Annotated in this window: 22 protein-coding genes and 1 riboswitch; of the genes, 12 read left to right on the top strand and 10 right to left on the bottom strand. The window is 74.2% G+C overall.

Annotation, left to right across the window (positions count from 1 at the left end; genetic code table 11):
- Positions 1 to 66: 66 nt before the first annotated feature.
- Entirely contained in the window at positions 67 to 807 is a 741-nt protein-coding gene (locus ABZ805_RS12830; RefSeq protein ID WP_358438695.1) for an SDR family oxidoreductase, read from the top strand.
- 9 nt (positions 808 to 816) lie between these two features.
- Here the strand turns inward: ABZ805_RS12830 and ABZ805_RS12835 are convergent, their stop codons facing one another.
- Together ABZ805_RS12835 and ABZ805_RS12840 are read right to left on the bottom strand one after the other, a co-directional pair.
- Entirely contained in the window at positions 817 to 1,032 is a 216-nt protein-coding gene (locus tag ABZ805_RS12835; protein WP_358438563.1) for a DUF397 domain-containing protein, read from the bottom strand.
- Positions 1,033 to 1,037: 5 nt separating this feature from the next.
- On the bottom strand, positions 1,038 to 1,904 hold the full coding sequence (locus ABZ805_RS12840; RefSeq protein ID WP_358438564.1) for a helix-turn-helix transcriptional regulator: 867 nt from the start codon (positions 1,902 to 1,904) through the stop codon (positions 1,038 to 1,040).
- A 315-nt stretch (positions 1,905 to 2,219) separates the two neighbouring features.
- Here ABZ805_RS12840 and ABZ805_RS12845 point away from each other — a divergent pair, with 315 nt between their 5' ends.
- A complete protein-coding gene (locus ABZ805_RS12845; RefSeq protein ID WP_358438566.1) occupies positions 2,220 to 2,501 on the top strand; it encodes a hypothetical protein in 282 nt (93 codons plus the stop codon).
- 253 nt (positions 2,502 to 2,754) lie between these two features.
- Positions 2,755 to 3,018, top strand: coding sequence for a hypothetical protein (locus ABZ805_RS12850; protein ID WP_358438568.1), 264 nt, complete (start codon positions 2,755 to 2,757; stop codon positions 3,016 to 3,018).
- A 22-nt stretch (positions 3,019 to 3,040) separates the two neighbouring features.
- Here ABZ805_RS12850 and ABZ805_RS12855 read toward each other — a convergent pair whose 3' ends face one another.
- The gene (locus tag ABZ805_RS12855; RefSeq protein ID WP_358438571.1) at positions 3,041 to 4,123 is read right to left on the bottom strand and encodes a cobalt-precorrin-5B (C(1))-methyltransferase; all 1,083 of its coding nucleotides are present in this window, start codon (positions 4,121 to 4,123) and stop codon (positions 3,041 to 3,043) included.
- A gap of 23 nt (positions 4,124 to 4,146) precedes the next feature.
- On the opposite strand from ABZ805_RS12855, the gene ABZ805_RS12860 reads away from it, so the two are divergent.
- Entirely contained in the window at positions 4,147 to 4,884 is a 738-nt protein-coding gene (locus ABZ805_RS12860; protein ID WP_358438574.1) for a cobalt-precorrin-6A reductase, read from the top strand.
- On the opposite strand, the gene ABZ805_RS12865 is transcribed toward ABZ805_RS12860, so the two are convergent.
- From ABZ805_RS12865 to ABZ805_RS12875, 3 genes are read right to left on the bottom strand one after another with little or no spacing between them, the layout of a single operon-like run.
- On the bottom strand, positions 4,872 to 6,431 hold the full coding sequence (locus ABZ805_RS12865) for a precorrin-2 C(20)-methyltransferase (protein WP_358438577.1): 1,560 nt from the start codon (positions 6,429 to 6,431) through the stop codon (positions 4,872 to 4,874). The genes ABZ805_RS12860 and ABZ805_RS12865 overlap by 13 nt on opposite strands.
- The gene (locus ABZ805_RS12870) at positions 6,428 to 7,075 is read right to left on the bottom strand and encodes a precorrin-8X methylmutase (protein WP_358438580.1); all 648 of its coding nucleotides are present in this window, start codon (positions 7,073 to 7,075) and stop codon (positions 6,428 to 6,430) included. The genes ABZ805_RS12865 and ABZ805_RS12870 overlap by 4 nt, the downstream gene beginning before the upstream one ends.
- On the bottom strand, positions 7,072 to 8,355 hold the full coding sequence (locus ABZ805_RS12875; protein WP_358438583.1) for a precorrin-3B synthase: 1,284 nt from the start codon (positions 8,353 to 8,355) through the stop codon (positions 7,072 to 7,074). Before ABZ805_RS12875 ends, ABZ805_RS12870 begins: the two co-directional genes overlap by 4 nt.
- A gap of 253 nt (positions 8,356 to 8,608) precedes the next feature.
- Positions 8,609 to 8,742: riboswitch (cobalamin riboswitch) on the top strand.
- A gap of 122 nt (positions 8,743 to 8,864) precedes the next feature.
- Here ABZ805_RS12875 and cobN point away from each other — a divergent pair.
- Positions 8,865 to 12,479, top strand: a complete 3,615-nt coding sequence (gene cobN, locus ABZ805_RS12880; protein ID WP_358438586.1) for a cobaltochelatase subunit CobN — start codon at positions 8,865 to 8,867, stop codon at positions 12,477 to 12,479.
- Positions 12,480 to 12,552: 73 nt separating this feature from the next.
- Here the strand turns inward: cobN and ABZ805_RS12885 are convergent, their stop codons facing one another.
- On the bottom strand, positions 12,553 to 12,873 hold the full coding sequence (locus ABZ805_RS12885; protein ID WP_358438588.1) for a hypothetical protein: 321 nt from the start codon (positions 12,871 to 12,873) through the stop codon (positions 12,553 to 12,555).
- Positions 12,874 to 13,033: 160 nt separating this feature from the next.
- Between ABZ805_RS12885 and ABZ805_RS12890 the strand changes: the two genes are divergently transcribed.
- A complete protein-coding gene (locus ABZ805_RS12890) occupies positions 13,034 to 13,981 on the top strand; it encodes an MBL fold metallo-hydrolase (protein ID WP_358438591.1) in 948 nt (315 codons plus the stop codon).
- A 221-nt stretch (positions 13,982 to 14,202) separates the two neighbouring features.
- On the opposite strand, the gene ABZ805_RS12895 is transcribed toward ABZ805_RS12890, so the two are convergent.
- The gene (locus tag ABZ805_RS12895) at positions 14,203 to 14,418 is read right to left on the bottom strand and encodes a hypothetical protein (protein WP_358438594.1); all 216 of its coding nucleotides are present in this window, start codon (positions 14,416 to 14,418) and stop codon (positions 14,203 to 14,205) included.
- Between the two features lie 111 nt (positions 14,419 to 14,529).
- On the opposite strand from ABZ805_RS12895, the gene ABZ805_RS12900 reads away from it, so the two are divergent.
- Together ABZ805_RS12900 and ABZ805_RS12905 are read left to right on the top strand one after the other, a co-directional pair.
- Positions 14,530 to 15,387, top strand: a complete 858-nt coding sequence (locus ABZ805_RS12900) for a helix-turn-helix transcriptional regulator (protein ID WP_358438597.1) — start codon at positions 14,530 to 14,532, stop codon at positions 15,385 to 15,387.
- A complete protein-coding gene (locus tag ABZ805_RS12905; RefSeq protein WP_358438600.1) occupies positions 15,384 to 15,572 on the top strand; it encodes a DUF397 domain-containing protein in 189 nt (62 codons plus the stop codon). Before ABZ805_RS12900 ends, ABZ805_RS12905 begins: the two co-directional genes overlap by 4 nt.
- A gap of 21 nt (positions 15,573 to 15,593) precedes the next feature.
- Here the strand turns inward: ABZ805_RS12905 and ABZ805_RS12910 are convergent, their stop codons facing one another.
- Both ABZ805_RS12910 and ABZ805_RS12915 read right to left on the bottom strand, forming a co-directional pair.
- Positions 15,594 to 16,289, bottom strand: coding sequence for an SDR family NAD(P)-dependent oxidoreductase (locus ABZ805_RS12910; protein WP_358438603.1), 696 nt, complete (start codon positions 16,287 to 16,289; stop codon positions 15,594 to 15,596).
- Positions 16,290 to 16,475: 186 nt separating this feature from the next.
- The gene (locus ABZ805_RS12915) at positions 16,476 to 17,423 is read right to left on the bottom strand and encodes a WYL domain-containing protein (RefSeq protein WP_358438605.1); all 948 of its coding nucleotides are present in this window, start codon (positions 17,421 to 17,423) and stop codon (positions 16,476 to 16,478) included.
- A 94-nt stretch (positions 17,424 to 17,517) separates the two neighbouring features.
- Here ABZ805_RS12915 and ABZ805_RS12920 point away from each other — a divergent pair, with 94 nt between their 5' ends.
- From ABZ805_RS12920 to ABZ805_RS12935, 4 genes are all read left to right on the top strand, one after another.
- The gene (locus tag ABZ805_RS12920; protein WP_358438608.1) at positions 17,518 to 18,078 is read left to right on the top strand and encodes a DinB family protein; all 561 of its coding nucleotides are present in this window, start codon (positions 17,518 to 17,520) and stop codon (positions 18,076 to 18,078) included.
- A 58-nt stretch (positions 18,079 to 18,136) separates the two neighbouring features.
- Entirely contained in the window at positions 18,137 to 19,225 is a 1,089-nt protein-coding gene (locus ABZ805_RS12925) for a winged helix DNA-binding domain-containing protein (RefSeq protein WP_358438611.1), read from the top strand.
- Positions 19,226 to 19,657: 432 nt separating this feature from the next.
- Positions 19,658 to 19,852: a ferredoxin gene (locus ABZ805_RS12930; RefSeq protein WP_358438614.1), complete on the top strand. Its 195-nt coding sequence runs from the start codon at positions 19,658 to 19,660 to the stop codon at positions 19,850 to 19,852.
- Positions 19,849 to 21,084 (top strand): FAD-dependent oxidoreductase, encoded by a 1,236-nt coding sequence (locus tag ABZ805_RS12935; RefSeq protein WP_358438617.1) that lies wholly within the window; start codon positions 19,849 to 19,851, stop codon positions 21,082 to 21,084. Before ABZ805_RS12930 ends, ABZ805_RS12935 begins: the two co-directional genes overlap by 4 nt.
- Positions 21,085 to 21,086: the final 2 nt, after the last annotated feature.

Consider the following 21,086-nt stretch of genomic DNA (forward strand, 5'->3'; position numbering starts at 1 on the left):
CCGCGATCGCGGAGTGCTCTAGTCGGTGGTGCCGATCCCGGCCGGGGAAGGGGACTCCGCATGACGATGCAGCCGCTCGCCGGACGATCCGCACTGGTGACAGGGGCCTCGCGCGGCATCGGTGCCGCGATCGCCCGCCGCCTCGCCGCCGACGGCGCGGCCGTCGCGCTCACCCACTCGAACTCGGCCGCGGCCGCGGAGCAGGTGGCCGCCGAGATCACGGTCTCCGGCGGGCACGCGCTGGTGCTGCGCTCCGACGCCGGCGACCCCGAGCAGATCCGCGCCGCCGTGACCGCCACCGCCACCGAGTTCGGCGGGCTGGACGTCCTGGTCAACAACGCCGGAACCGTGGAGTCCGGGCACCTGGACGAGCTGTCGCTGGCGGACTTCGACCGGGCGCTGGCGGTGAACGTGCGCGGCCCGTTCGTCGCCATCCAGGAAGCGTCGAAGTACCTGCAGGCAGGCGGGCGGATCATCAACATCGGCACCTCGCTGGCCGACCACCTGCCGTTCCAGCACATGATCGCCTACATCACCAGCAAGACCGCCCTGGCCGGGCTCACCCGCAGCGCGGCCCGCGACCTGGGCCCGCGCGGCATCACCGTGAACGACGTGCAGCCCGGCGCCGTCGACACCGCGATGAACCCGGCCGCCGGGCCGCGCGCGGAAGTCCTGCAGGCCACCACGCCGCTGGGCCGCTTCGGCACCCCGGACGAGATCGCGAACCTCGTCGCCCACCTCGCCGGTCCGGAAGCCGCGTTCGTCACCGGCGCGATCCTCAACTCCGACGGCGGCTTCGCCACCTGATCCCGGTGCTCAGCGGTCGAAGGCGCCGCGGCGGGCGCCCGCGGTGAACGACGCCCACTCGGCCGCCGTGAACACCAGCACCGGGCTTCCCGCGCCGAGCTTGGAATCCCGGACACCGACCCGATCCGCGCCGGAACCGACTTCGACGCACCCGTTCTGCGCCTGACTGCGGGACGACTTCCGCCAGTTCGCGACGGCGTTCGGTTCGGCGAGCGGGTGGCGCATGAGGGTCAGAGGTCCTTCGCTAGTCGCTTGATTGACTCGAGCGAGTCTCGCGGCTTGCGCGCTGCGACCTGCAGGCGGGTGAGGGTTTCGCGGTACTTCCGAACGTCCTCCTGCTCGTCGTAGTAGATGCCGCGCACCCTCGTTTCCGCGTACACCATGCCGAGGTCGCCGTCGAAGTCCGGCGGGTAGGTCAGCACCGTGAAGGCGCCTTCGGTGCCAGGATGCGCGCCGGAACCGAACGGCAACACCTGCACTTCGACGTTCGGCCGCTGCGCCAGCTGGAGCAGCAGTTCGAGCTGCGCGCGCATCACCTCGGCGGAACCGACCACGCGACGCAGCGCCGCTTCGTCCAGCACGGCCCAGACCGAGGGCGGGTGCTCGCGTTCCAGCACTTCGCGGTGCCGCGCCATCCGCAGCTCGATCCGGCGGGCCACTTCCGCTTCGGGGAGTTCGGGTTCGCCGCCGCGGATCACGGCCTCGGCGTACTCGCTGGTCTGGAACAGGCCGGGGATCACCTGCACGTCCCAGCTCTCGATCCTCGACGCCATCGCTTCCAGACCGAGGAAGAGCTTGAAGTAGGCGGGAAGCGCGCTGTCGTCAGCGTCGAAGCCGACCCACCAATCCGTCCCCTTCTTCGCCCGATCCCGCAGCGACAGGAAGAAGTCCACCCGGTCCGGCACGCCGTAGAACCGGAGCAGGGTTTCGAGTTCGAGGGCCTTCGGCATCCGGCGGCCGACTTCGAAGTGGCCGATGTTCTGGATGCTGCCCCGGATGGCCTTGGCCGCGTCGGCCCTGGTGGCCCCGTTGCGCTCCCGGAGCCGTGCCAGCTCTCCGGCGATCCAGCGCTTCAGCGCCGTCGGACTCGTGCTCACTCGCCGCCCTTTCCCCGTCGTGGCGTTAGGAGTGTGCCCGGCCGCCACCACCGACATCATCACCCGATCAGGGATCTAGTTCGGAGCACATCTCAAATGTAGCGTGCTCCACATCGGTGATCGAGTCCGGTGATCACCGCCGCACCGGGCGGACGAGCGGCCCCCTCTCCCCGCCGCTCACCACCCGATGCCGCCGGTGGGACCGGACCGATCCGCCCCGACGCGGCCCGGTCCCACCGGCTCCCCTCCCCCGCTCCGAACCCCGCCCGCATCGAGACCCCCACCTCGACGTTCCCCTCGAACGGAGTTCGCGCCATGAACGCGATCGACAACCTGCACTGCCTCGTCGCGCAGGGCTTCCGGGGAATTCCGGTGCACAACGACGTCGGCGAACTGGACGCCCTGCTGTACGTGCGGCACTGGCCGTCCGGCGTCGTCGACGTCGTGATCGTGTATTCCCACGACGAGGCGTTCGCCTACCGCGCGAGCGGAATCGACCCGCACGGCCCGCACCACGACCTCCCGGCCCGAGTGCACTGGCGGCAGGCCGGGCACCCCGACGCGGTCACCACCGCCACCCTCGGCCTGCCCTCCTGACCCCCGGGACATCCCGTTCCCGATCACCTCCCGCGATGCGCTCCACCCCCGCAGCGGACGCGTCCCGCTGGTGCAGAGCATCCGCCCTCGCCCCACCGCCGACTCCCGCTTTCCCGGGACTCCCGAACATCCGCACCAGCCGCCCCGGGCACCCCCGACAGCCCGTCCGGCACCCGGGCATCCCCGGCAGCGCAGCGCCGCGTCGCTACGCTGCGGACACGGTGAGCACGTCCGAGCCGCAGGGAGCACGACGATGACCGGACCGCCCGAACGGGACGCGGTGGCGACGACCCGGCGAACGGCCGACCTGCCGAACCATTCGCGCATCGCACCGGACGGGCCGCCGGAGTCCGGCCGGAGTCCCACCGAGCAGCACCCCGACCACCACGGCGCCCGCCTCGCCCACGCGCATGCCTGCGGATGCGAAGCGCGGCGGGCGGTCCTGGACGAGATGACCCGCGAGGCCGCCGCCGACGGCAGCGCGGACGACGAGGTGGATTTCCTGCGCACCCGGTGACCGCGACCGCGGTAGCCGCCGATCAGGCGAACGGGGCGTGGCCGACGAGGTTGCCTGCCCGGTCGATGACCAGGACCTCGACGTCGATCGGTGCGCCACGGAGGGTGATCAGGCAGAAGTCGCGGGAGCGGGCGGCGATGAGGTCGCCGAGCGGGATGCCCTCGGCCTGGCAGCGGGTGAGCGCGTCCAGCGCCGTGTTGGCGCCGCGGACGCCCGCGGCGAACTCGGCGGAGGCACCCGCGTCCCGCACGATCTCCGCCAGCAGCGCGAAGTTCACCTGGGACCGCTTCGAATGGAGGTCCAGGTGCCCGTCGGCGAGCTTGGCGAGCTTGCCGATGCCGCCCGCGATCGTCAGCCGCGGCACCGGGTGGCGCCGCAGGTACTTCAGCACCGCGCCCGCGAAATCGCCCATGTCCAGCATCGCCTCCGGGGCGAGGCCGTAGGTGCGGTCGACGAGCTTCTCCGAGGTGCTGCCGGTGCACCCGGCGACGTGCTCCAGCCCGGCGGCGCGCGCCACGTCCACGCCGCGGCGGATGCTGTCGATCCACGCCGAGCACGAGTAGGGCACCACCACGCCGGTCGTGCCCAAGATGGACAGGCCGCCGAGGATGCCGAGCCGCGGGTTCCAGGTGCGCCGCGCCAGTTCCGCCCCGTCCTCCACGGCGATCTCCACGACCACGTCCCCGCTGCCGCCGTGCTCGGCGGCGACCTGCCGCACGACGCCGCGGATGAGCTCGCGCGGCACCGGGTTGATCGCCGGTTCGCCCACCGGCAGCGGCAGGCCCGGTTTCGTCACGGTGCCCACGCCCGGCCCGGCGCGGAACACCACCCCGGCGCCGGGTTCGGCGGGGCGGACCGTGGCCGACACCAGCGCGCCGTGCGTCACGTCCGGGTCGTCGCCGGCGTCCTTCACGATCGCGGCCATCGCCGACCCGACGTCGAGGCGTTCCTTGGCGAGGGCGAACTCGGGGCGGTGCCCCTTCGGCAGCACGATGCCCACCGGATCGGGGAACCCGCCGGTGAGCAGCGCCGTGTAGGCGGCGGCGGTGGAGGCGGTGGCGCAGGCCCCGGTGGTCCAGCCGTAGCGCAGCGCCTGGCCGGTCACGGCGCACCGCCTAGGCTGGCCGCATGGTCGAGGTGCGGCGGGTGCTGGTGCTCGGTGGCACCGCGGAGGCCCGCGAGCTCGCCGCCCGGCTCGGCGGCGAACCGGCGGTGCACGTGATCTCCTCGCTGGCGGGGCGGGTGCACGATCCGCGGCTGCCGGACGGCGAGGTGCGGATCGGCGGTTTCGGCGGCGCCGACGGCCTCGCCGCGTGGCTGCGCGCCGAACGCATCGACGAGGTGGTGGACGCGACGCACCCGTTCGCGGCCGCCATGACCGCGAACGCGGTGCGCGCCTGCGCGCTGGCCGGTCTGCCGCTGCTGGTGCTGCGCAGGCCCGGCTGGGAACCGGAACCGCACTGGCACCTGGTGGATTCGCTGGACGAGGCCGCCGCCGCGCTGCCCGGCCTGGGCGAGCGGATCTTCCTCAGCACCGGGCGCCAGGGCGTGCACCGGTTCGCGCACCTGGACCTGCGGTTCCTGGTGCGCGCCGTGGACCCGCCGGAACCGCCGCTGCCGCCGCGCACCGAACTGCTGCTGGCCCGCGGGCCGTTCGCGTTCGACGACGAGGTGGCGTTGCTGCGCGAGCACCGCATCGACGTGCTGGTCACCAAGGACAGCGGCGGCCCGATGACCCGCCCGAAGCTGGACGCGGCCCGGCTGCTCGGCGTCACCGTGGTGCTCGTGCGCCGCCCGCCGGAACCGCCGGTGCCCGTGGTCGAGACCGTGGCCGCCGCCGTGGAACGGCTGCGTCACGCCGGATAGCGGCGCGGCGTGAACACCGTCCCGCCGACCGAACGCGTGGTGGACGAGCCGATCAGCAGCAGGCAGCGCATGTCCACATCGGACGGATCGAGCTCGCCGAGCGGCACCACCCGCACCGACTCCTGGGGCCCGCCCACGTCGCGGCCGATCACCACCGGCGTCTCCGCCGAGCGGTGCTCCAGCAGCACGTCGCGGGCGGCACCGACCTGCCAGGTGCGGCTGCGCGACGCCGGGTTGTAGATGGCCATCGCCAGGTCGGCCTTCGCCGCCGCGGCCAGCCGCTCGACGATGACCTCCCACGGCTTCAACCGGTCCGACAGGGACAGCACGCAGTAGTCGTGGCCCAGCGGCGCGCCGATCCGGCTCGCCACCGCCTGCGCCGCGGTGAGCCCGGGCAGCACCCGCACCGGCACCGCCGCGAACCGCTCCTCGGTGGCGACCTCCAGCACGGCGCTGGCCATCGCGAACACGCCCGGATCGCCCGAGGACACCACGACGACGCGGGAACCGCGCCGCGCCAGGTCCAGGGCGAACTCGGCGCGCTCGGCCTCCACCCGGTTGTCCGAGGCGTGCTTGCGCTGCCGCGGGTTCGTCGGCAACCGGTCCAGGTAGGGGCCGTAGCCGACGAGGTCGTCGGCGGCGGCGACGGCGGTGTGCGCCTCCGGGGTGGTCCACTGCGGACCGGCCGGGCCGAGGCCGACGACCACGACCTCACCGGTGCTCGCCGTCGGCGCGGGCTCGGGAGCTTCCCGTTGCGCCGCAGCGGAAACCGGCACTCCGGACGCGTCGGTCAGGTTCAGCGGGCTGTCCGCGTTCACCGGGCTCGGCAGCAGCGCCAGCGAGAAGTACGGCACCGACGCCGGATCCACCTCGCCCAGCGGCAGCAGCCGCTGCCGGTCCGTGGTGGCGCGCTCCACGAGGTAGGCCTCGTCGAGCCGGCCCGCCTTCTCGAACGCCGCCTTCACCCCGTCGAAGGTGCGGCCCAGCTTCATGACCGCCGCCGCGTCGGTGCCCGCCAGCTTCTCCGCGAGCACGTCCGGGTCGAGCGTGCCGGGCAGCACCGTCAGCACCTCGTCGCGTTCCGCCAGCGGCCTGCCGAGCATCGCCGCCGCCCCGCTCACCGAGGTCACACCGGGGATCGCGGCCACCTCGAACCGGCCCACCAGGCGCTTGTGCATGTGCATGTAGGAGCCGTAGAAGAACGGGTCGCCCTCGCACAGCAGCGCCACGGTGCGGCCCGCGGACAGGTGCGCGGCGAGCCGTTCGGCCGCGTCGGCGTAGAACTCGTCGATGGCGCCCTGGTAGCCGCCCGGGTGATCGGTCGTCTCGGTCGTCACCGGGTACACCAGCGGTTCCTCGACCTGGCCTTCCCGCAGGTACGGCGCGGCGACGGAACGCGCGATGCTGCGGCCGTGCCGGGCGCTGTGGTAGGCGATCACGTCGGCTTCGCCGATCAGCCGGGCGGCCTTGACCGTCACCAGCTCCGGATCTCCGGGTCCGAGCCCGACGCCGAACAACCTGCCTGCCTGCTCCACGGTGCTGCTCACTCCTGTTCGCTCGCGATCGCGTTGATGGCGGCCACCGCCATCGCGCTGCCACCGCGGCGGCCGTGCACCACCAGGTGCTCCAGCGCCGGGTGGTCGGCCAGTGCCTGCTTCGATTCGGCGGCGCCGATGAACCCGACGGGGAGGCCGAGCACGGCGGCGGGCCTGCCCGCGCCCGCGTCGATCATCTCCAGCAGCCGGAACAGCGCGGTCGGCGCGTTGCCGACGGCGACCACGGACCCCTCCAGCCGGTCCCGCCACAGCTCCATCGCCGCCGCGCTGCGGGTCGTGCCGAGTTCCGCGGCGAGGCCGGGGACCCGCTCGTCGCCGAGGGTGCAGACGATGTCGTTGTCGGCGGGCAGCCTGCGCCGGGTGACGCCCGCGGCGACCATCGCGGCGTCGCAGAACACCGGCGCGCCACCGCGCAGCGCCTCGCGGGCGGCGAGCACCGCGCGCCGCGACCAGGCGATGTCGCGGGCCAGGTCCACCATGCCGCAGGCGTGGATCATGCGGACGGCGACCTGGGCGACTTCCGGTGGCATGCCGTCGAGTTCCGCTTCGGCGCGGATCGTGGCGAACGAGCGGCGGTAGATCTCCGCTCCGTCACGCACGTACTCGTAGCCGCCGGTGCTGTCTGCGGTGTTCACACTGCCCTCCGTGCCGCGTCGAGCGCGGCGGACGTCTCGCCGGCGGGGTGCCCGCCGACCTCGTAGCCGGCCTCGGTGGCCAGCACTTCCACTCCTGGTCCGGCCGGTCGGCCGCAGCGGCGCGCGCAGCCCGCCCAGTGCACCGGCAGCGGGCCGGGCCGGGTGGTGCGCCGCGCGTCGGCGCGCACGTCGGCGAGGGACTTCGCGCAGCCGGGGCTGCCGGCGCAGGCGGTCACCCCGGCCAGCGGCGCGCCCGGGTCGGTGAGGAACCCGGCGGCGTCCAGCTCGGCGAGCCTGCGCGGCGCCTCGTCCGCGGGGACGTCGGTGAGCAGCAGCGCGCGCCACGGCGTGAGCCGCAGCGGGTGCGGTGCGGCGGTCTGCGCGGCGCTGCCTTCGGCCTGCGCGGCGCTGTCCTCGGCCTGTTCGGCGCTGCCTTCGGCCTGTCCGGCGATCTCCTCGGTCTGCGTGGCGAGCACCGCGATCTGCCCGGCGTCCAGCCGTCCCAGCGGCGCGCCGAGGGCGAGATCGACCCGGTCGTCGGCGCGGGCCAGCACGCCGAGCTCCGCGTGCGTGCGCACCGGATCACCGGGCGCGACCGCGGTTTCCGCCGCCATGCAGGAGAATTCCGCCCGGATGCGGTCGGCGATCCGCTCGGCGCCACCGGGCAGTTCCGCCAGCCGCCAGCTCTCCGCGCCCAGCCGGCCCCGTTCCGCGAGGAACGCGGCGGCCGCGAGCACCGCGGCGCGGGCCGCGTCGGCCGCGGACACCCGCAGCCCGAGGTCGGCCCCGGCGAGCAGCACCGCCACCGCGCCGTCCGCCGGGTGCAGCGCGACGTCCGCGCCCAGCGCGGTCACCTCGCCGCCGCCGTCGTCCGCGGTGAACAGGAACCGCCCGGGCAGCTCCGCCAGCTCCGGGTCGGCGCGCAGCCCCTCGTCCAGCGCCACCGCCACCGCGCGCACGTCCAGCGCGCCCGGACGGGTGCGCGGCGAGGCGACGACGTTGCGCACCCGCTCGTGCGTCGGCGACGGCAGCAGACCGGCCGCGCCGAGCAGCTCCGCGAACTCCGGCACCGCCGCCGCGGACAGCCCGCGGACCTGGATGTTCGCCCGCGAGGTGAGTTCCCAGCCGCCGTCACCCAGCGCGGCCGCGGTCGCCAGCGCCCGCACCTGCCGCGCCGCGAGCCGCCCGCCGGGCACCCGCACGCGGGCCAGTCCCCCGTCAGCGGCCTCGTGCACCCGCAGCGCGCCGGGGCACGCGTCGGGTCCGGCTCGTCGCGGCACGCTCGTCCCCGCTCTCGTCGATCATGGTCTGGTCCGGAACTCGCAGCGCACGACGCCGCTGTCCGGGGTGCGCGGACTCGGGGGCGCACCGGCGACCGTCGATACTACGTCCCGCCCGGATCACGTCCGCAAAACGCGATGCGCCTCACCGGACGGCCGGACGCGTCGAGTGCGGGATCTCTCGCGCGACCGCACGACCGGCCACTTGACGAACGATCGCCCCGTTGCGGAGAGTTGTCGGCGGCGACGTGCGGAGGAAGCCGGTGCGAGTCCGGCGCGGTCCCGCCACTGTCACCGGGGAGCGAACTCCGAGTACGAGGCCACTGCCCGCGCGCCGCGCGGGTGGGAAGGCACGGGGCGAGCGGCGATCCGGGAGCCAGGACACTCCGGCGCCGCCACCGCCCGGTGCGACACCGGGTGCCGACGACTCCGGGGCGAGGACCCCGAGGAAGGTTGACCATGCGTCCTGCCCGCACGCCCGCGTCCCTGCTCAGCCGGGAGCGTGCCGCATGATCCTGCTGCTGTCCACATCGGACACCGATCTGCTCAGCGCACGCGCCAGCGGTGCGGACTTCCGCCTCGGCAACCCGGCGCGGCTCGGCGTGGACGACCTGCCGCCGCTGCTGGAGGGCGCCGACCTCGTCGTGGTGCGGCTGCTCGGCGGCCGCCGCGCGTGGGAGGAGGGCTTGGACTCGCTGCTCGCCGGACCGCGCCCGGTCGTGGTGCTCGGCGGTGAGCAGGCCCCGGACGCGGAGCTGATGGAGTGCTCCACGGTGCCGGGCGGCGTCTGCTCGCAGGCGCACGGCTACCTCGCGCAGGGCGGGCCGGAGAACCTGACGCAGCTGTTCAACTTCCTGTCCGACACGGTGCTGCTCACCGGCCACGGCTTCGAACCGCCGGTGGAGACGCCGAAGTGGGGCCTGCTGGAGCGGACCCCGCGCCGGACCGAAGGCCCGAAGGTCGCGGTGCTCTACTACCGCGCGCACCACATGGCGGGCAACACCGCGTTCGCGCACGCCCTCTCCGACGCCATCGAGGACGCGGGCGGCCAGGCGCTGCCGGTGTTCTGCGCGTCGCTGCGCGCCCCCGAACCGGGCCTGCTGGACACGTTGCGCGAGGCGGACGCGCTGATCGTGACGGTGCTGGCCGCGGGCGGCACGAAGCCCGCGACCGCCTCCGCCGGTGGCGACGACGAGGCGTGGGACGTGGGCGCGCTCGCCGCGCTGGACGTGCCGATCTTGCAGGGCCTCACCCTGACCTCCAGCCGCGAGGCGTGGGAGGACAACGACGAAGGCCTGTCCCCGCTGGACATGGCCACCCAGGTCGCGGTGCCCGAGTTCGACGGCCGCCTGATCACGGTGCCGTTCTCGTTCAAGGAGAACGACGCCGAAGGCCTCCCGGTGTACGTCGCCGACCCGGAGCGCGCGGCCCGCGTCGCCGGGATCGCGGTGAAGCACGCGCGGCTGCGGCACGTGCCCGCCGCGGACAAGCGCCTGGTGCTGATGCTGTCGGCGTACCCGACGAAGCACTCCCGGATCGGCAACGCCGTCGGCCTGGACACCCCGGCGAGCGCGGTGGGCCTGCTCCAGCGGCTGCGCGAGGCCGGCTACGACATCGGCCCGGTGGACGGCCCGGACGCGCTGCCCGGCGTGGCCGCGCAGGACGGCGACGCGCTGGTGCACGCGCTGATCGCCGCTGGTGGCCAGGACCCGGACTGGTTGACCGAGGAGCAGCTGTCCGGCAACCCGGTGCGCATCCCCGCGAAGCGCTACGCCGACTGGTTCGCGACGCTGCCGCAGGACCTGCGGGAGAGCATCGAGCAGCACTGGGGTCCGCCGCCGGGCGAGCAGTTCGTGGACCGCTCGCACGACCCGGACGGCGAGATCGTGGTGGCCGCGCTGCGCGCCGGGAACGTCGTCGTCGTGGTGCAGCCGCCGCGCGGGTTCGGCGAGAACCCGATCGCGATCTACCACGACCCGGACCTGCCGCCGAGCCACCACTACCTGGCCGCCTACCGCTGGATGACCGACGAGTTCGGCGCGCACGCGATGGTGCACCTCGGCAAGCACGGCAACCTGGAGTGGCTGCCCGGCAAGACCGCGGGCATGTCGGCGTCCTGCGCACCGGACGCGGCGCTGGCGGACCTGCCGCTGGTGTACCCGTTCCTGGTCAACGACCCGGGCGAGGGCACCCAGGCGAAGCGCCGGGTGCACGCGACGCTGGTGGACCACCTGGTGCCGCCGATGGCGCGCGCGGAGAGCTACGGCGACATCGCGAAGCTGGAGCAGCTGCTCGACGAGCACGCGCAGATCTCGGCGATGGACCCGGCGAAGCTGCCCGCGATCCGCAGCCAGATCTGGACGTTGATGCAGGCCGCGAAGCTGGACCACGACCTCGGCCTGGACGAGCGCCCGCACGAGGCCGAGTTCGACGACATGCTGCTGCACGTCGACGGCTGGCTGTGCGAGATCAAGGACGCGCAGATCCGCGACGGCCTGCACGTCCTGGGTGCCGCCCCGACCGGGGAGGCGCGGGTGAACCTGGTGCTGGCGATGCTGCGCGCCCGGCAGGTGTGGGGCGGGCGGAGCGGCGCGCTGCCCGGCCTGCGCGAGGCACTGGGCATGGCGGAGGACGGCAGCGTCGCCCGCGGCACCGTGGACGACGTGGAGACCTCCGCGCACGCCCTCGTCGCGGGCATGGAGGAACGCGGCTGGGAGCTCGGCGCGGTCGTCGAGGTGTGCCGCTCGGTGCTGGGCGACGCGCCGGACGACGTGGTGCGGGTGCTGGAGTTCGCCGTCACCGAGGTGGTCCCGCGGCTGGACGCCACCACCGACGAGATGACCGCGACGCTGCACGCCCTCGACGGCGGCTACGTGCCCGCGGGCCCGAGCGGTTCCCCGCTGCGCGGCCTGATCAACGTGCTGCCGACGGGCCGGAACTTCTACTCGGTGGACCCGAAGGCGGTGCCGAGCAGGCTCGCCTGGGAGACCGGGCACGCCATCGCCGATTCGCTGATCGAGCGCTACCTCGCCGACACCGGCGAGTACCCGCGCTCGGTGGGCCTGTCGGTGTGGGGCACCTCCGCGATGCGGACCTCCGGCGACGACATCGCGGAAGTGCTGGCGCTGATGGGCGTGCGGCCCACCTGGGACGAGGCGTCGCGGCGCGTCAACGGGCTCGACGTGATCCCGCTGGAGGAGCTGGGCCGCCCGCGGGTGGACGTGACGGTGCGGATCAGCGGGTTCTTCCGCGACGCGTTCCCGCACGTGGTGACGCTGCTCGACGACGCGGTCCGCAAGGTCGCCGCGCTCGACGAGCCGGACGAGCAGAACTTCGTGCGCGCCCACGCGCAGGCCGACCTGGCCGGGCACGGCGACGAACGCCGCGCCACCATGCGCATCTTCGGTTCGAAGCCCGGCGCCTACGGGGCCGGTCTGCTGCCGCTGATGGACAGCAAGAACTGGCGCGACGACACCGACCTCGCCGAGGTGTACGCGGTGTGGGGCGGCTACGCCTACGGCCGCGGCCTGGAGGGCACCGAGGCGCGCGGCGACATGGAATCCGCCTACAAGCGGATCTCGGTGGCGGCGAAGAACGTCGACACCCGCGAGCACGACATCGCCGACTCCGACGACTACTTCCAGTACCACGGCGGCATGATCGCCACGGTGCGCGCGCTGACCGGCAAGGCACCGGCGGCCTACATCGGCGACAGCAGCCGCCCGGACGCCATCCGGACCCGCTCGCTGACCGAGGAGACCTCGCGGGTGTTCCGCGCCCGCGTCGTGAACCCGCGCTGGCTCGCCGCGATGCGCAAGCACGGCTACAAGGGCGCGTTCGAACTGGCCGCCACCGTGGACTACCTGTTCGGCTACGACGCCACGACCGGTGTGGTCGGCGACTGGATGTACGAGAAGCTCGCCGAGACCTACGTGCTGGACGAGGAGAACCAGAAGTTCCTCACCGAGTCCAACCCGTGGGCGCTGCACGGCATCGCGGAACGCCTGCTGGAGGCGGCGAACCGGAACATGTGGGAGTCCCCGAACCCGGAGACGATCACCGCCCTGCACGAGATCTACCTCCAGACCGAAGGCGACCTGGAGGACGGGCCGCAGGGGTCCTGACCTCTCCCCATCGAGGACGGAACGGCCCGCCCGACCGGACGGTCGGGCGGGCCGTTCCGCGCGGGCGATCGGGTCAGCTCTGGCCGATGCCCGAGCCGCCGCCGCTGTCGCCGATGCCGGAGCCGCCGTCACCGCTGTCGCCGATGCCCGACCCGCCATCGCCGCTGTCGCCGATGCCGCCGTCGCCCTGCGCCAGGGCGATCGTGCCCACCCCGCCCGAGCCGGGCACGGTGCCGTCGCTGGTACCGCCGGAACCGGGCGTGGTCTCGTCGGCGTCGCCATTGCCGGGGACGGTCTGGTCCGGCGGCGGGTCCGCCGCCAGCGCCACCGCCGGGGCCGCCACCGCGACACCGCCCGCCAGCACCAGCGCACCGAGGAACTTCTTCACCTGCACGACACGGCCTCCTCACCTGTCCAGGAACTCGGAGCGTAGAGCCGCACGGCGGGTGGTCGGCCGATCTCCGCGCGCGACGGGTATGACTGCGGCCTTCCCCCCACGAACCCGCCCGGAGACGGGTCGAGACGGACTCAGGCCGCCGGTGCACACTGCTCGCATGCACACGAACGACGCGCAGCCCCGCCTCGAACCGCTCGCCGACGGGGTGTGGGCGTGGGTGCAGCCGGACGGGACCTGGTGGGTGAACAACGCCGGGGTGATCTCGGGGGACGACGGGTTGCTCGTCGTCGATACCTGCGCCACCGAGCAGCGCACCCGCCGGTTCCTGGCCGAGATCGCCCGCACCGCACCGGATTCGCCGATCCGGTGGGCGGTGAACACCCACGAGCACGGCGACCACTCCTACGGCAACTCGCTGCTGCCCGCCGAGACCGTCCTGTTCGGACACGAGCACATGCGGGCCGCACTCGCCGCCGACCCGATGATCGACGGTTGCCCGCCGTTCTGGTCGCCCGTCCCGGACTGGGGGGACGTGGTGCGGCGCGTGCCGTCGGTGACCTTCCGGTCCGAGCTGTCGCTGCACGTCGGCGGGCGCACCGTCGAGCTGCGGCATCCCGGCCACTCCGCGCACACCGGCGGTGACGTGGTGGCCTGGCTGCCGGAGGAACGCGTCCTGTTCAGCGGTGACCTGCTGTTCCACGGCCTCACGCCGCTGGTGTTCATGGGTTCGCCCGCGGGCGCGGCGCGGGCGCTGGACTGGATCGCCGAGTTCGAGCCGCGACGCGTGGTACCCGGGCACGGGCCGGTGATCGAGGCGGCGGACCTGCCCGCGGTGCTCGCCGCGCACGAGCGCTACTACCGGCTGGTCCTGGAGCTCGCGGAAGCCGGGGTGGCCGCCGGAACCCCGCCGCTGCAGGCCGCGCGGGAAGCGGACCTGGGCGAGTTCGCGGGCTGGGCCGATTCCGAGCGCATCGTGGCGAACCTGCACCGCGCCTACGCCGACCTGACCGGCACCGCCCCCGACATCGCCGCCGCCCTCCGCGAATCCGTGGACTGGCGCGGCGGCCTGATGGAGACCTCCGTCAACGACGCCCCCGCGGGCTGAGGCCGATCCGCTGCCGCGCAACGGGATTCGCCGCGGCGGCGGGCCTCGGCGGCGGGCGGACATCGGGGGTGCTCCGCCCGCCACCGGGGGCAGGCCGGGCCGCCGCGCTCGGGGAGGAGCGCAGGGCGACCCGGCCGGGAACCGGCCCGCACCTGGTCGGGGGTCAGGGGCGCGGACCGGTCCGATCTCGGACGGTCGGTGCCGAGGGTCGGCTGGACGGCTCAGGACGCCTCGGACGTGGGGCGCGGTTCGCGGCCGTTCACGTCCGACGCGCACGGGTCGCACATCCCGCGCGGTCGCTCCGGGCGGCCGAGACGGCGGTGCACGCGGCCGCGGATCACGTGGCCGCAGCGGGCGATCGGCCGTGGACCACCGGTGCGCAGCTCCACCACGTGCCACACCGATTCCTGCTCCGAGGCCATGAACACCCGTGCCACCGATCGCCTCCGCCCGTTGCGCCTACAACCATGATCGACGTCTAATAGACGTTTCTCAATTCCACCTTCGAGTGATGATCGAACAATTCCGCGCTGGCTAGTATTTGTCACATGCCTGCAGACACCAGCGGTATAACCCCCCGCGCCCGCGCACTTTCCTCCGCAATCAGATCCGTGCGCGAGAAATCCGGAATCAGCGGCCGAGAATTGAGCAGCAGACTGGGAGTCAGCCACGGCACGGTGTCGCACTGGGAGACCGGGCGGCGAGTGCCGACACCCGAGGACGTCGCCGGACTGCTCGGCGCCGCCGGGGTGACCGGCAAGGAGCGGCAGCGCCTACTCGAACTGGCCCGGCACGCCAGCGAACCGAACTGGCTCACCGTCGGCATGCCGGGAATTCCGCAGCAGCTCGCGGGAGCCGTGGAATGCGAACGGTCCGCTTCGGCGATCGTCGAGTGGGCGCCGATGGGATTACCGGGACTCCTCCAGACCGCGGATTACGCGCGATCGATCGCCACGTCGAGCGGCATGGACCGGCAGGAGATCGAGCGCCGGGTCACGATTCGCATGGGCCGGCGCGAAGTCGTCACCAGGCGCTCGCCCGTCCACCTCACCGCGCTGATCGGCGAGGACGCGATTCGGGACAGAATCGGAAATGCCGAGACGATGCTCGACCAGTTGCAGCACCTGCTGGAATTCGCCCGCCGCGACAACATCGCGATCCAGGTCGTCCGGCGGTGCACCGGCTGGCATCCCGGAGTGGCAGGCCCCTTCGTGCTCTACGAATTCCCGGATTCACCCGACGTGGTGCACTTCGAGCACTACAGCTCAGGCGCATTCGTTCCCGACGAGGACGATGTGCAGGCCTATCATTCCGCCGTTCGAGTGATCAAGAAGGTTGCGCTGGACCAAGAGGAGACGATCAGATTCATCGAGCTGATCATCGACGAGAAGGAGCAGGCGGCATGACATCGCAGCACTGGCGCACCTCTTCCCGCAGCCAGCCGAACGGGAACTGCGTGGAGGTGGGGCGGGTGGACGGGCGGCCCGCCGTCCGCGACACCAAGGACCGATCGGCCGGATACGTGCTGACCGCTCGTCCCCGGTGGACCGAGTTCCTCACCGCCGTGAAGACCGGCCGCTACGACCGCTGACCCCACCGGCGGCCGGAGGGGTCACCAGCCGAGCTCGCCGTCCAGCTCCTGGAAGGTGCCGGTGGGCCCGTCCGGCCCGGTGGTCGCCATCCGGACGACGACCTCGGCGCTCTCCTCGACGGGACGGCCCCCGCCGACGGCGGCGGTGAGGTCGGTGGCGGTGAAGCCGGGGTCGACCGCGTTGAACCGGATCTCCGGCACCGCCTTCGCGTACTGGACGGTCAGCATGGACACCGCGGCCTTCGTCGCCCCGTAGACCACCGCGGGCACCCGGGATTCGACGCGCTCCGGGTCCGCGGTGGCCGTGAACGAGCCGAGCCCGCTGGACACGTTCACCACCACCGGGTTCGCCGACCGCCGCAGCCACGGCAGCGCGGCCTGAGTGACGCGGACGACGCCGAGCGCGTTGGTGTCGAACTGGCGCAGCGCGTCCGGGCCGGTGATCCCGCCGACGCCGGGCGTGCCGGAGACACCGGCGTTGTTGATCAGCACGTCGAGCCGCCCCTCCGCCGCCCCGACCTCGGTGAGCGCGGCGGTGACCGAGTCGTCGTCGGTGACGTCGAGCCGCACGGACCTGGCGCCCAGGTCGGCCGCGGCCCGCGCGCCCCGCTCCGGATCGCGGGCTCCGATGTGGACGGTGTGGCCCGCGGCGAGCAGCCGCCGCGCGACCTCGTACCCGAGCCCCTTGTTCCCCCCGGTGATCAACACGATGCCCACCGCGCGCCCTCCTCGCTCCGTCGTCCGCCCCCACCCTCCTGCATCACCGGGTGAACGGCCCGACCCGCCCGACCACACCGGTCCACCAGGCGCCCGGGCGAGCACCGCGCTCGGCCGCGCGGCGAGTTCCGGGCCCACCGTCGAGTACCACCGCGTCGTGCCACGCCCCGGGAAGCAGGTCGGTGGCTAGTCGATCGCCGCCGCGCACCGGCGGCCCAGGTCGGCGACCGCGGCGCGCAGCTCCGGCGGCCCGACCACCTCGAAGTCCACGCCGAACCGGCCGATCGCGGCCGCCAGCCCCGCCCACGACCACGAACCGGCCAGCAACCGGCACCGGCCCTCGTCCAGCGGCTCCACCAGGTCGTCGGACAGGAACTCGGCGACCTCCTCCGCGGGCCGGTGCACCACCACCTCGCCGCGGCACGGCCAGCCCTCGGCTCCCCGGAACTTCTCGGTGATGAACCGCGCCACGTCGCCCCCGGGCACCTCGCGCGGGGTGAACCGCGGCCCGGTCGGCGTGCGGGGTGCGATGCGGTCGGCGCGGAAGGTGCGCCAGTCGGCCCGGTCCAGGTCCCACGCCACCAGGTACCAGCGCCCGCCCCAGGTGATCAGGTGGTGCGGCTGCACCCGCCGCGGCGGCCCCTCCCGCCTCGGGTGCGAGTAGTCGAAGCGCAGCTCCTCCCGGGCGTGCACCGCCGCGCCCAGCGCCACCAGCACCCCGCGCTCCACCCGCACCCGCGCCTCCGGCGGCGCCACCGCGGTCACCTGGAGCGTGTCCACCCGGTGCCGCAGCCGCGCGGGCAGCACCTGCCGGATCGTGTGCAGCGCCCGCTCCGCCGCCTCCTCCACCCCGGCCCCCGAGGTGGTGGCGAGCTGGAGCGCGAGGGTGAGCGCCACGGCCTGGTCGTCGTCGAACAGCAGCGGCGGCAGCTCGCTGCCCGCGCCCAGCCGGTAGCCGCCGTCCGGCCCCTTGCTCGCCGCGATCGGATAGCCGAGCTCCCGCAACCGGTCCACGTCGCGGCGCACCGTGCGCGGGCTGACGTCGAGGCGTTCGGCGAGCAGCGCGCCCGGCCAGTCCCGGCGGGCCTGCAACAGGGACAGCAGCGACAGCAGTCGCGCGGAAGTCTTGGGCACGAATTCCATCCTGCCCGAAGAAGCGGACGCACCCTGTCCGCTACCGGTGCCAAGGTGGGGACCACAACGACGGAGCACGACCGGAAGGACCACCGTGACCACCACCCTCGACGCCGAACGCACCGACCTGCTCGCCCAGCTCGACGCCGCCCGCAAGGCGTTGATCACCACCACCGACGGGCTGGACGACGAGCAGCTCGGCCTGCGGCCGACGGCCAGCGAGCTGTGCCTGGGCGGCCTGATCAAGCACGTGGCGTCCGTGGAGGCGAACTGGCTGCGCTTCATCCTCGAAGGCACCTCCGCGATGGCCGTCGAACTGCCCGACGGTGTCACCTGGGAGGACCTCATGGCGGGCACGGCGACGACGCTGCCGCAGCGCATGATCGAGTTCCGGGAGGAGTTCCGGATGCAGCCCGAGGACACCCTCGCCGGCGTCCTCGCCCGCTACGCGGAGGTCGCCGCGCGGACCGCGGAGGTCGTGTCCTCGCTGCCCGACCTGAACCTCGCGCACCCGCTGCCGGAGGTGCCGTGGAACCCGCCGGGCGAGGTGCGCAGCGCCCGCCGGGTGCTGATGCACGTGATCGCCGAGACCGCGCAGCACGCCGGGCACGCCGACATCCTGCGCGAATCCATCGACGGCCGCCGCGGATTCTGATCACCCCGCCGGCGCCCGCTCCCGGGCGGGTGCCGGCCCGGCCACGAACAGGACTGGGATGACCGTTCTCGGGACCCGCGCGCTCAACCGCGCGGCGCTCGCCCGGCAGCTGCTGCTGGACCGCGCCGACCTGCCGGTGGCGGCGGCGGTGGCGCACCTGTGCGGGATGCAGGCGCAGGAACCGCAGGCCCCGTTCGCCGGATTGTTCGCGCGGCTGCGCGACTTCGACCCGGCGGAGCTCTCGGACCTGCTGGTGCGGCGGCGGCTGGTGCGCGCGCACCTGATGCGCCGCACCGTGCACCTGCTCACCGCCGAGGACGCGCTCGCCTGGCGGTCGCGGCACGACGCGATGCTGCGGCAGCGCGGGCTCTCGGCCTACCGCCGCGACTTCGCCGGGATCGACCTGGACGAGCTGGCGGCCGCGGGCCGGGCGGTGCTCGCCGACGGCGAGCCGCGGACGATGGCCGAGCTCGCCGCGGAGCTCACCGACCGGTGGCCCGGCCCGTCCCGGCGAGCGCTGGGCGAAGTGCTGGTGGCGGCGCTGGTCCCGACCGTGCAGCTGCCGCCGCGCGGGCTGTGGCGCAGCAGCGGCGGGGTGCGGGTGGTGCCGCTCGCGGACTGGCTGGGCCACGAGGCCGATCCGCAGGCCCCGCCCGGCTCCGATCCGGTGGGCCGGGAGCTGGTGCGCCGCCACCTGGCCGCGCACGGCCCGGCGGCGACCGCCGACGTGCGCGCCTGGTGCGGGCTCGCCGGACTGCCGGGCGCGGTGGCCGAGCTGCGGGAGGAACTGGTGTCGTTCCGCGACGAGCGCGGCCGGGAACTGCTCGACCTGCCGGACGCGCCGCGCCCCGACCCGGACGCGCCCGCGCCGGTGCGATTCCTGCCCGCGTTCGACAACGCGGTCCTCGGCTACCAGGACCGGAGCCGGATCGTGGCGGACGAGCACCGCGGCCTGTCCGTCGCGGGCGAGCGGCTGGTGCTGGTGGACGGCCGGGTCGCGGGCACCTGGCGGGCCGATCCGGCGGCGCTGCGGGTCGAGCCGCTGCGCCGCTTCACCCGAGCGGAGCGCGCCGAGGTCGCCGACGAGGCCCGGCGGCTCGCCCGGTTCCTCTCCGACGGGGAGCGGGAGGACGTGCGGATCTGCTGAGCCGGCTCGCCGACCGGCTGCGCGCCGACCCCGCGCCGCTGCCGGGCACCGTCGAAGAACTGCGGCACGTGCACGGCATCGTGCGCACCGGGCCGCGTCGGGCCGTCGTCGCCGACGTCGAGATCGGCGGGCGGTTGCTGCGGGCCGGGGCCCGTTCCCGCGGGCGACCACGACGAGGAGGCCCGCTCCGGCCCGGACGTGGGCGACCCGGCCCGCGGGGACACCCGCCACCTCGTGTTCGGCTTCGGCGTGCACCAGTGCCTCGCCCGCGTCGAACCGCGGATCGCGCTGCGCGTGCTGCCGGCGCGGTTCCCCGGGATGCGGCGTGCCGGTCGGGGACATCGGGTTCCGGCGGGACCTGTTCATCCACGGCTGCCGCGAACCGCCCGTCACCTGGTGACGCCGGAACCCGTTGAGGAGTAAGGAGGGAGCATGGAGATCACGATCGACGAGGACGGCTGCTGCGGCGCGGGCCAGTGCGTGCTGACCGCACCGGAGGTGTTCGACCAGCGCGACGAGGACGGCGTCGTGGTGCTGCTGGACGCCGCGCCCCCGCCCGAGGTGCACGAGGCGGTCCGGCAGGCCGCGGCGGTGTGCCCGGCAGCGGTGATCCGGGTCGACGCATGAGCGCCGGTCGCATCGCGGTGATCGGCGCCTCCGCGGCCGGGCTCACCGCCGCCGAACAGCTGCGGCGCAGCGGCTGGGACGGGGAGATCGCGCTGGTCGGCGCGGAACCGCACCTGCCCTACGACCGGCCGCCGCTGTCCAAGCAGGTGCTCGCGGGCGCGTGGGAACCGGACCGCACCGGGCTGCGCGCCGCCGACGCCCTCGCCGGGCTCGACCTGGACCTGCGGCTGGGCACCCGGGCGACCGGGCTGGACGTGGCGGACCGCCGGGTGCTGCTCGGCGCGGACGCGCTGGACTGCGACGGGGTGGTCATCGCGACCGGTGTCGCGGCCCGCGCGCTGCCGGAGCAGTCACCGGGCGCGCACGTGCTGCGCACCCTCGACGACGCGCTGGCGCTGCGCGCCCCGCTGGCGGTCCCCGGGCGGCGGCTGGTCGTCGTCGGCGCCGGGGTGCTCGGCGCGGAAGTGGCCGCGGTCGCCCGCGAGTTGGGCCACGAGGTGGTGCTCGTCGCGCCGGAGCAGGTGCCGATGGAACGCGCGATCGGCGCCGAGGCGGGCGCGCTGCTGGCCGCCGCGCACCGGGCGCACGGCGTCGACCTGCGGCTCGGCGAATCCGTCACCGGTCTCGTGCACGAGGAGGGCCGCACGGTCGGGGTCCGGCTGGCGGGCGGCGAGGAGATCACCGGGGACGCGGTGCTGGTCGCGATCGGTTCCCGACCGGCCGTGGACTGGCTCGCAGGCAGCGGGCTGGACGTCGCTGACGGCGTCGGTTGCGACGAGTTCTGCGCGGCCGCGCCCGGCATCTACGCGGCGGGGGACGTGGCGCGCTGGCCGCACCCGGTGCTCGGCCGCGCCCTCCGGGTGGAGCACCGGATGAACGCCACCGAGCAGGGCATGGCGGCCGCGCGGAACCTGCTGGCCGAGCTCGCGCCGGACCGCTTCGGGGAGCGCAGCCCGTTCGCCCCGGTGCCGTACTTCTGGTCCGACCAGTACCGGTTCAAGGTGCAGGCGTTCGGCGACCTGGACGCCCCCGACGAGGTGCTGCTGCGCGTGCTCGACGGCACCGATCCGGCGGCGCCGAAGGCCGCGGCCCTCTACCGGCGCGGCGGTGCGGCCTGCGGCGCGCTCACCATCGGCGTGCCCCCGAAACCGACCCGCGCCCTCCGCACCCTGGTAGCCACCCCGCACCCGTGGGACGAAGCCGCAACCGCGCTCCAGACCCTGCCCACCTGACC

The sequence above is a fragment of the Saccharopolyspora sp. NPDC047091 genome (genome assembly GCF_040643635.1).
Classification (GTDB): domain Bacteria; phylum Actinomycetota; class Actinomycetes; order Mycobacteriales; family Pseudonocardiaceae; genus Saccharopolyspora_C.

Excerpts from the sequence above, each read along its gene's own strand:
- ABZ805_RS12900 (WP_358438597.1), top strand. The coding sequence starts at position 14,530 with ATGCCTGCAGACACCAGCGGTATAACCCCCCGCGCCCGCGCACTTTCC.
- ABZ805_RS12930 (WP_358438614.1), top strand. The coding sequence starts at position 19,658 with ATGGAGATCACGATCGACGAGGACGGCTGCTGCGGCGCGGGCCAGTGC.
- ABZ805_RS12890 (WP_358438591.1), top strand. The coding sequence starts at position 13,034 with ATGCACACGAACGACGCGCAGCCCCGCCTCGAACCGCTCGCCGACGGG.
- ABZ805_RS12845 (WP_358438566.1), top strand. The coding sequence starts at position 2,220 with ATGAACGCGATCGACAACCTGCACTGCCTCGTCGCGCAGGGCTTCCGG.
- ABZ805_RS12835 (WP_358438563.1), bottom strand. The coding sequence starts at position 1,032 with ATGCGCCACCCGCTCGCCGAACCGAACGCCGTCGCGAACTGGCGGAAG.
- ABZ805_RS12830 (WP_358438695.1), top strand. The coding sequence starts at position 67 with ATGCAGCCGCTCGCCGGACGATCCGCACTGGTGACAGGGGCCTCGCGC.
- ABZ805_RS12925 (WP_358438611.1), top strand. The coding sequence starts at position 18,137 with ATGACCGTTCTCGGGACCCGCGCGCTCAACCGCGCGGCGCTCGCCCGG.
- ABZ805_RS12905 (WP_358438600.1), top strand. The coding sequence starts at position 15,384 with ATGACATCGCAGCACTGGCGCACCTCTTCCCGCAGCCAGCCGAACGGG.
- ABZ805_RS12935 (WP_358438617.1), top strand. The coding sequence starts at position 19,849 with ATGAGCGCCGGTCGCATCGCGGTGATCGGCGCCTCCGCGGCCGGGCTC.
- ABZ805_RS12850 (WP_358438568.1), top strand. The coding sequence starts at position 2,755 with ATGACCGGACCGCCCGAACGGGACGCGGTGGCGACGACCCGGCGAACG.
- cobN (WP_358438586.1), top strand. The coding sequence starts at position 8,865 with ATGATCCTGCTGCTGTCCACATCGGACACCGATCTGCTCAGCGCACGC.
- ABZ805_RS12860 (WP_358438574.1), top strand. The coding sequence starts at position 4,147 with ATGGTCGAGGTGCGGCGGGTGCTGGTGCTCGGTGGCACCGCGGAGGCC.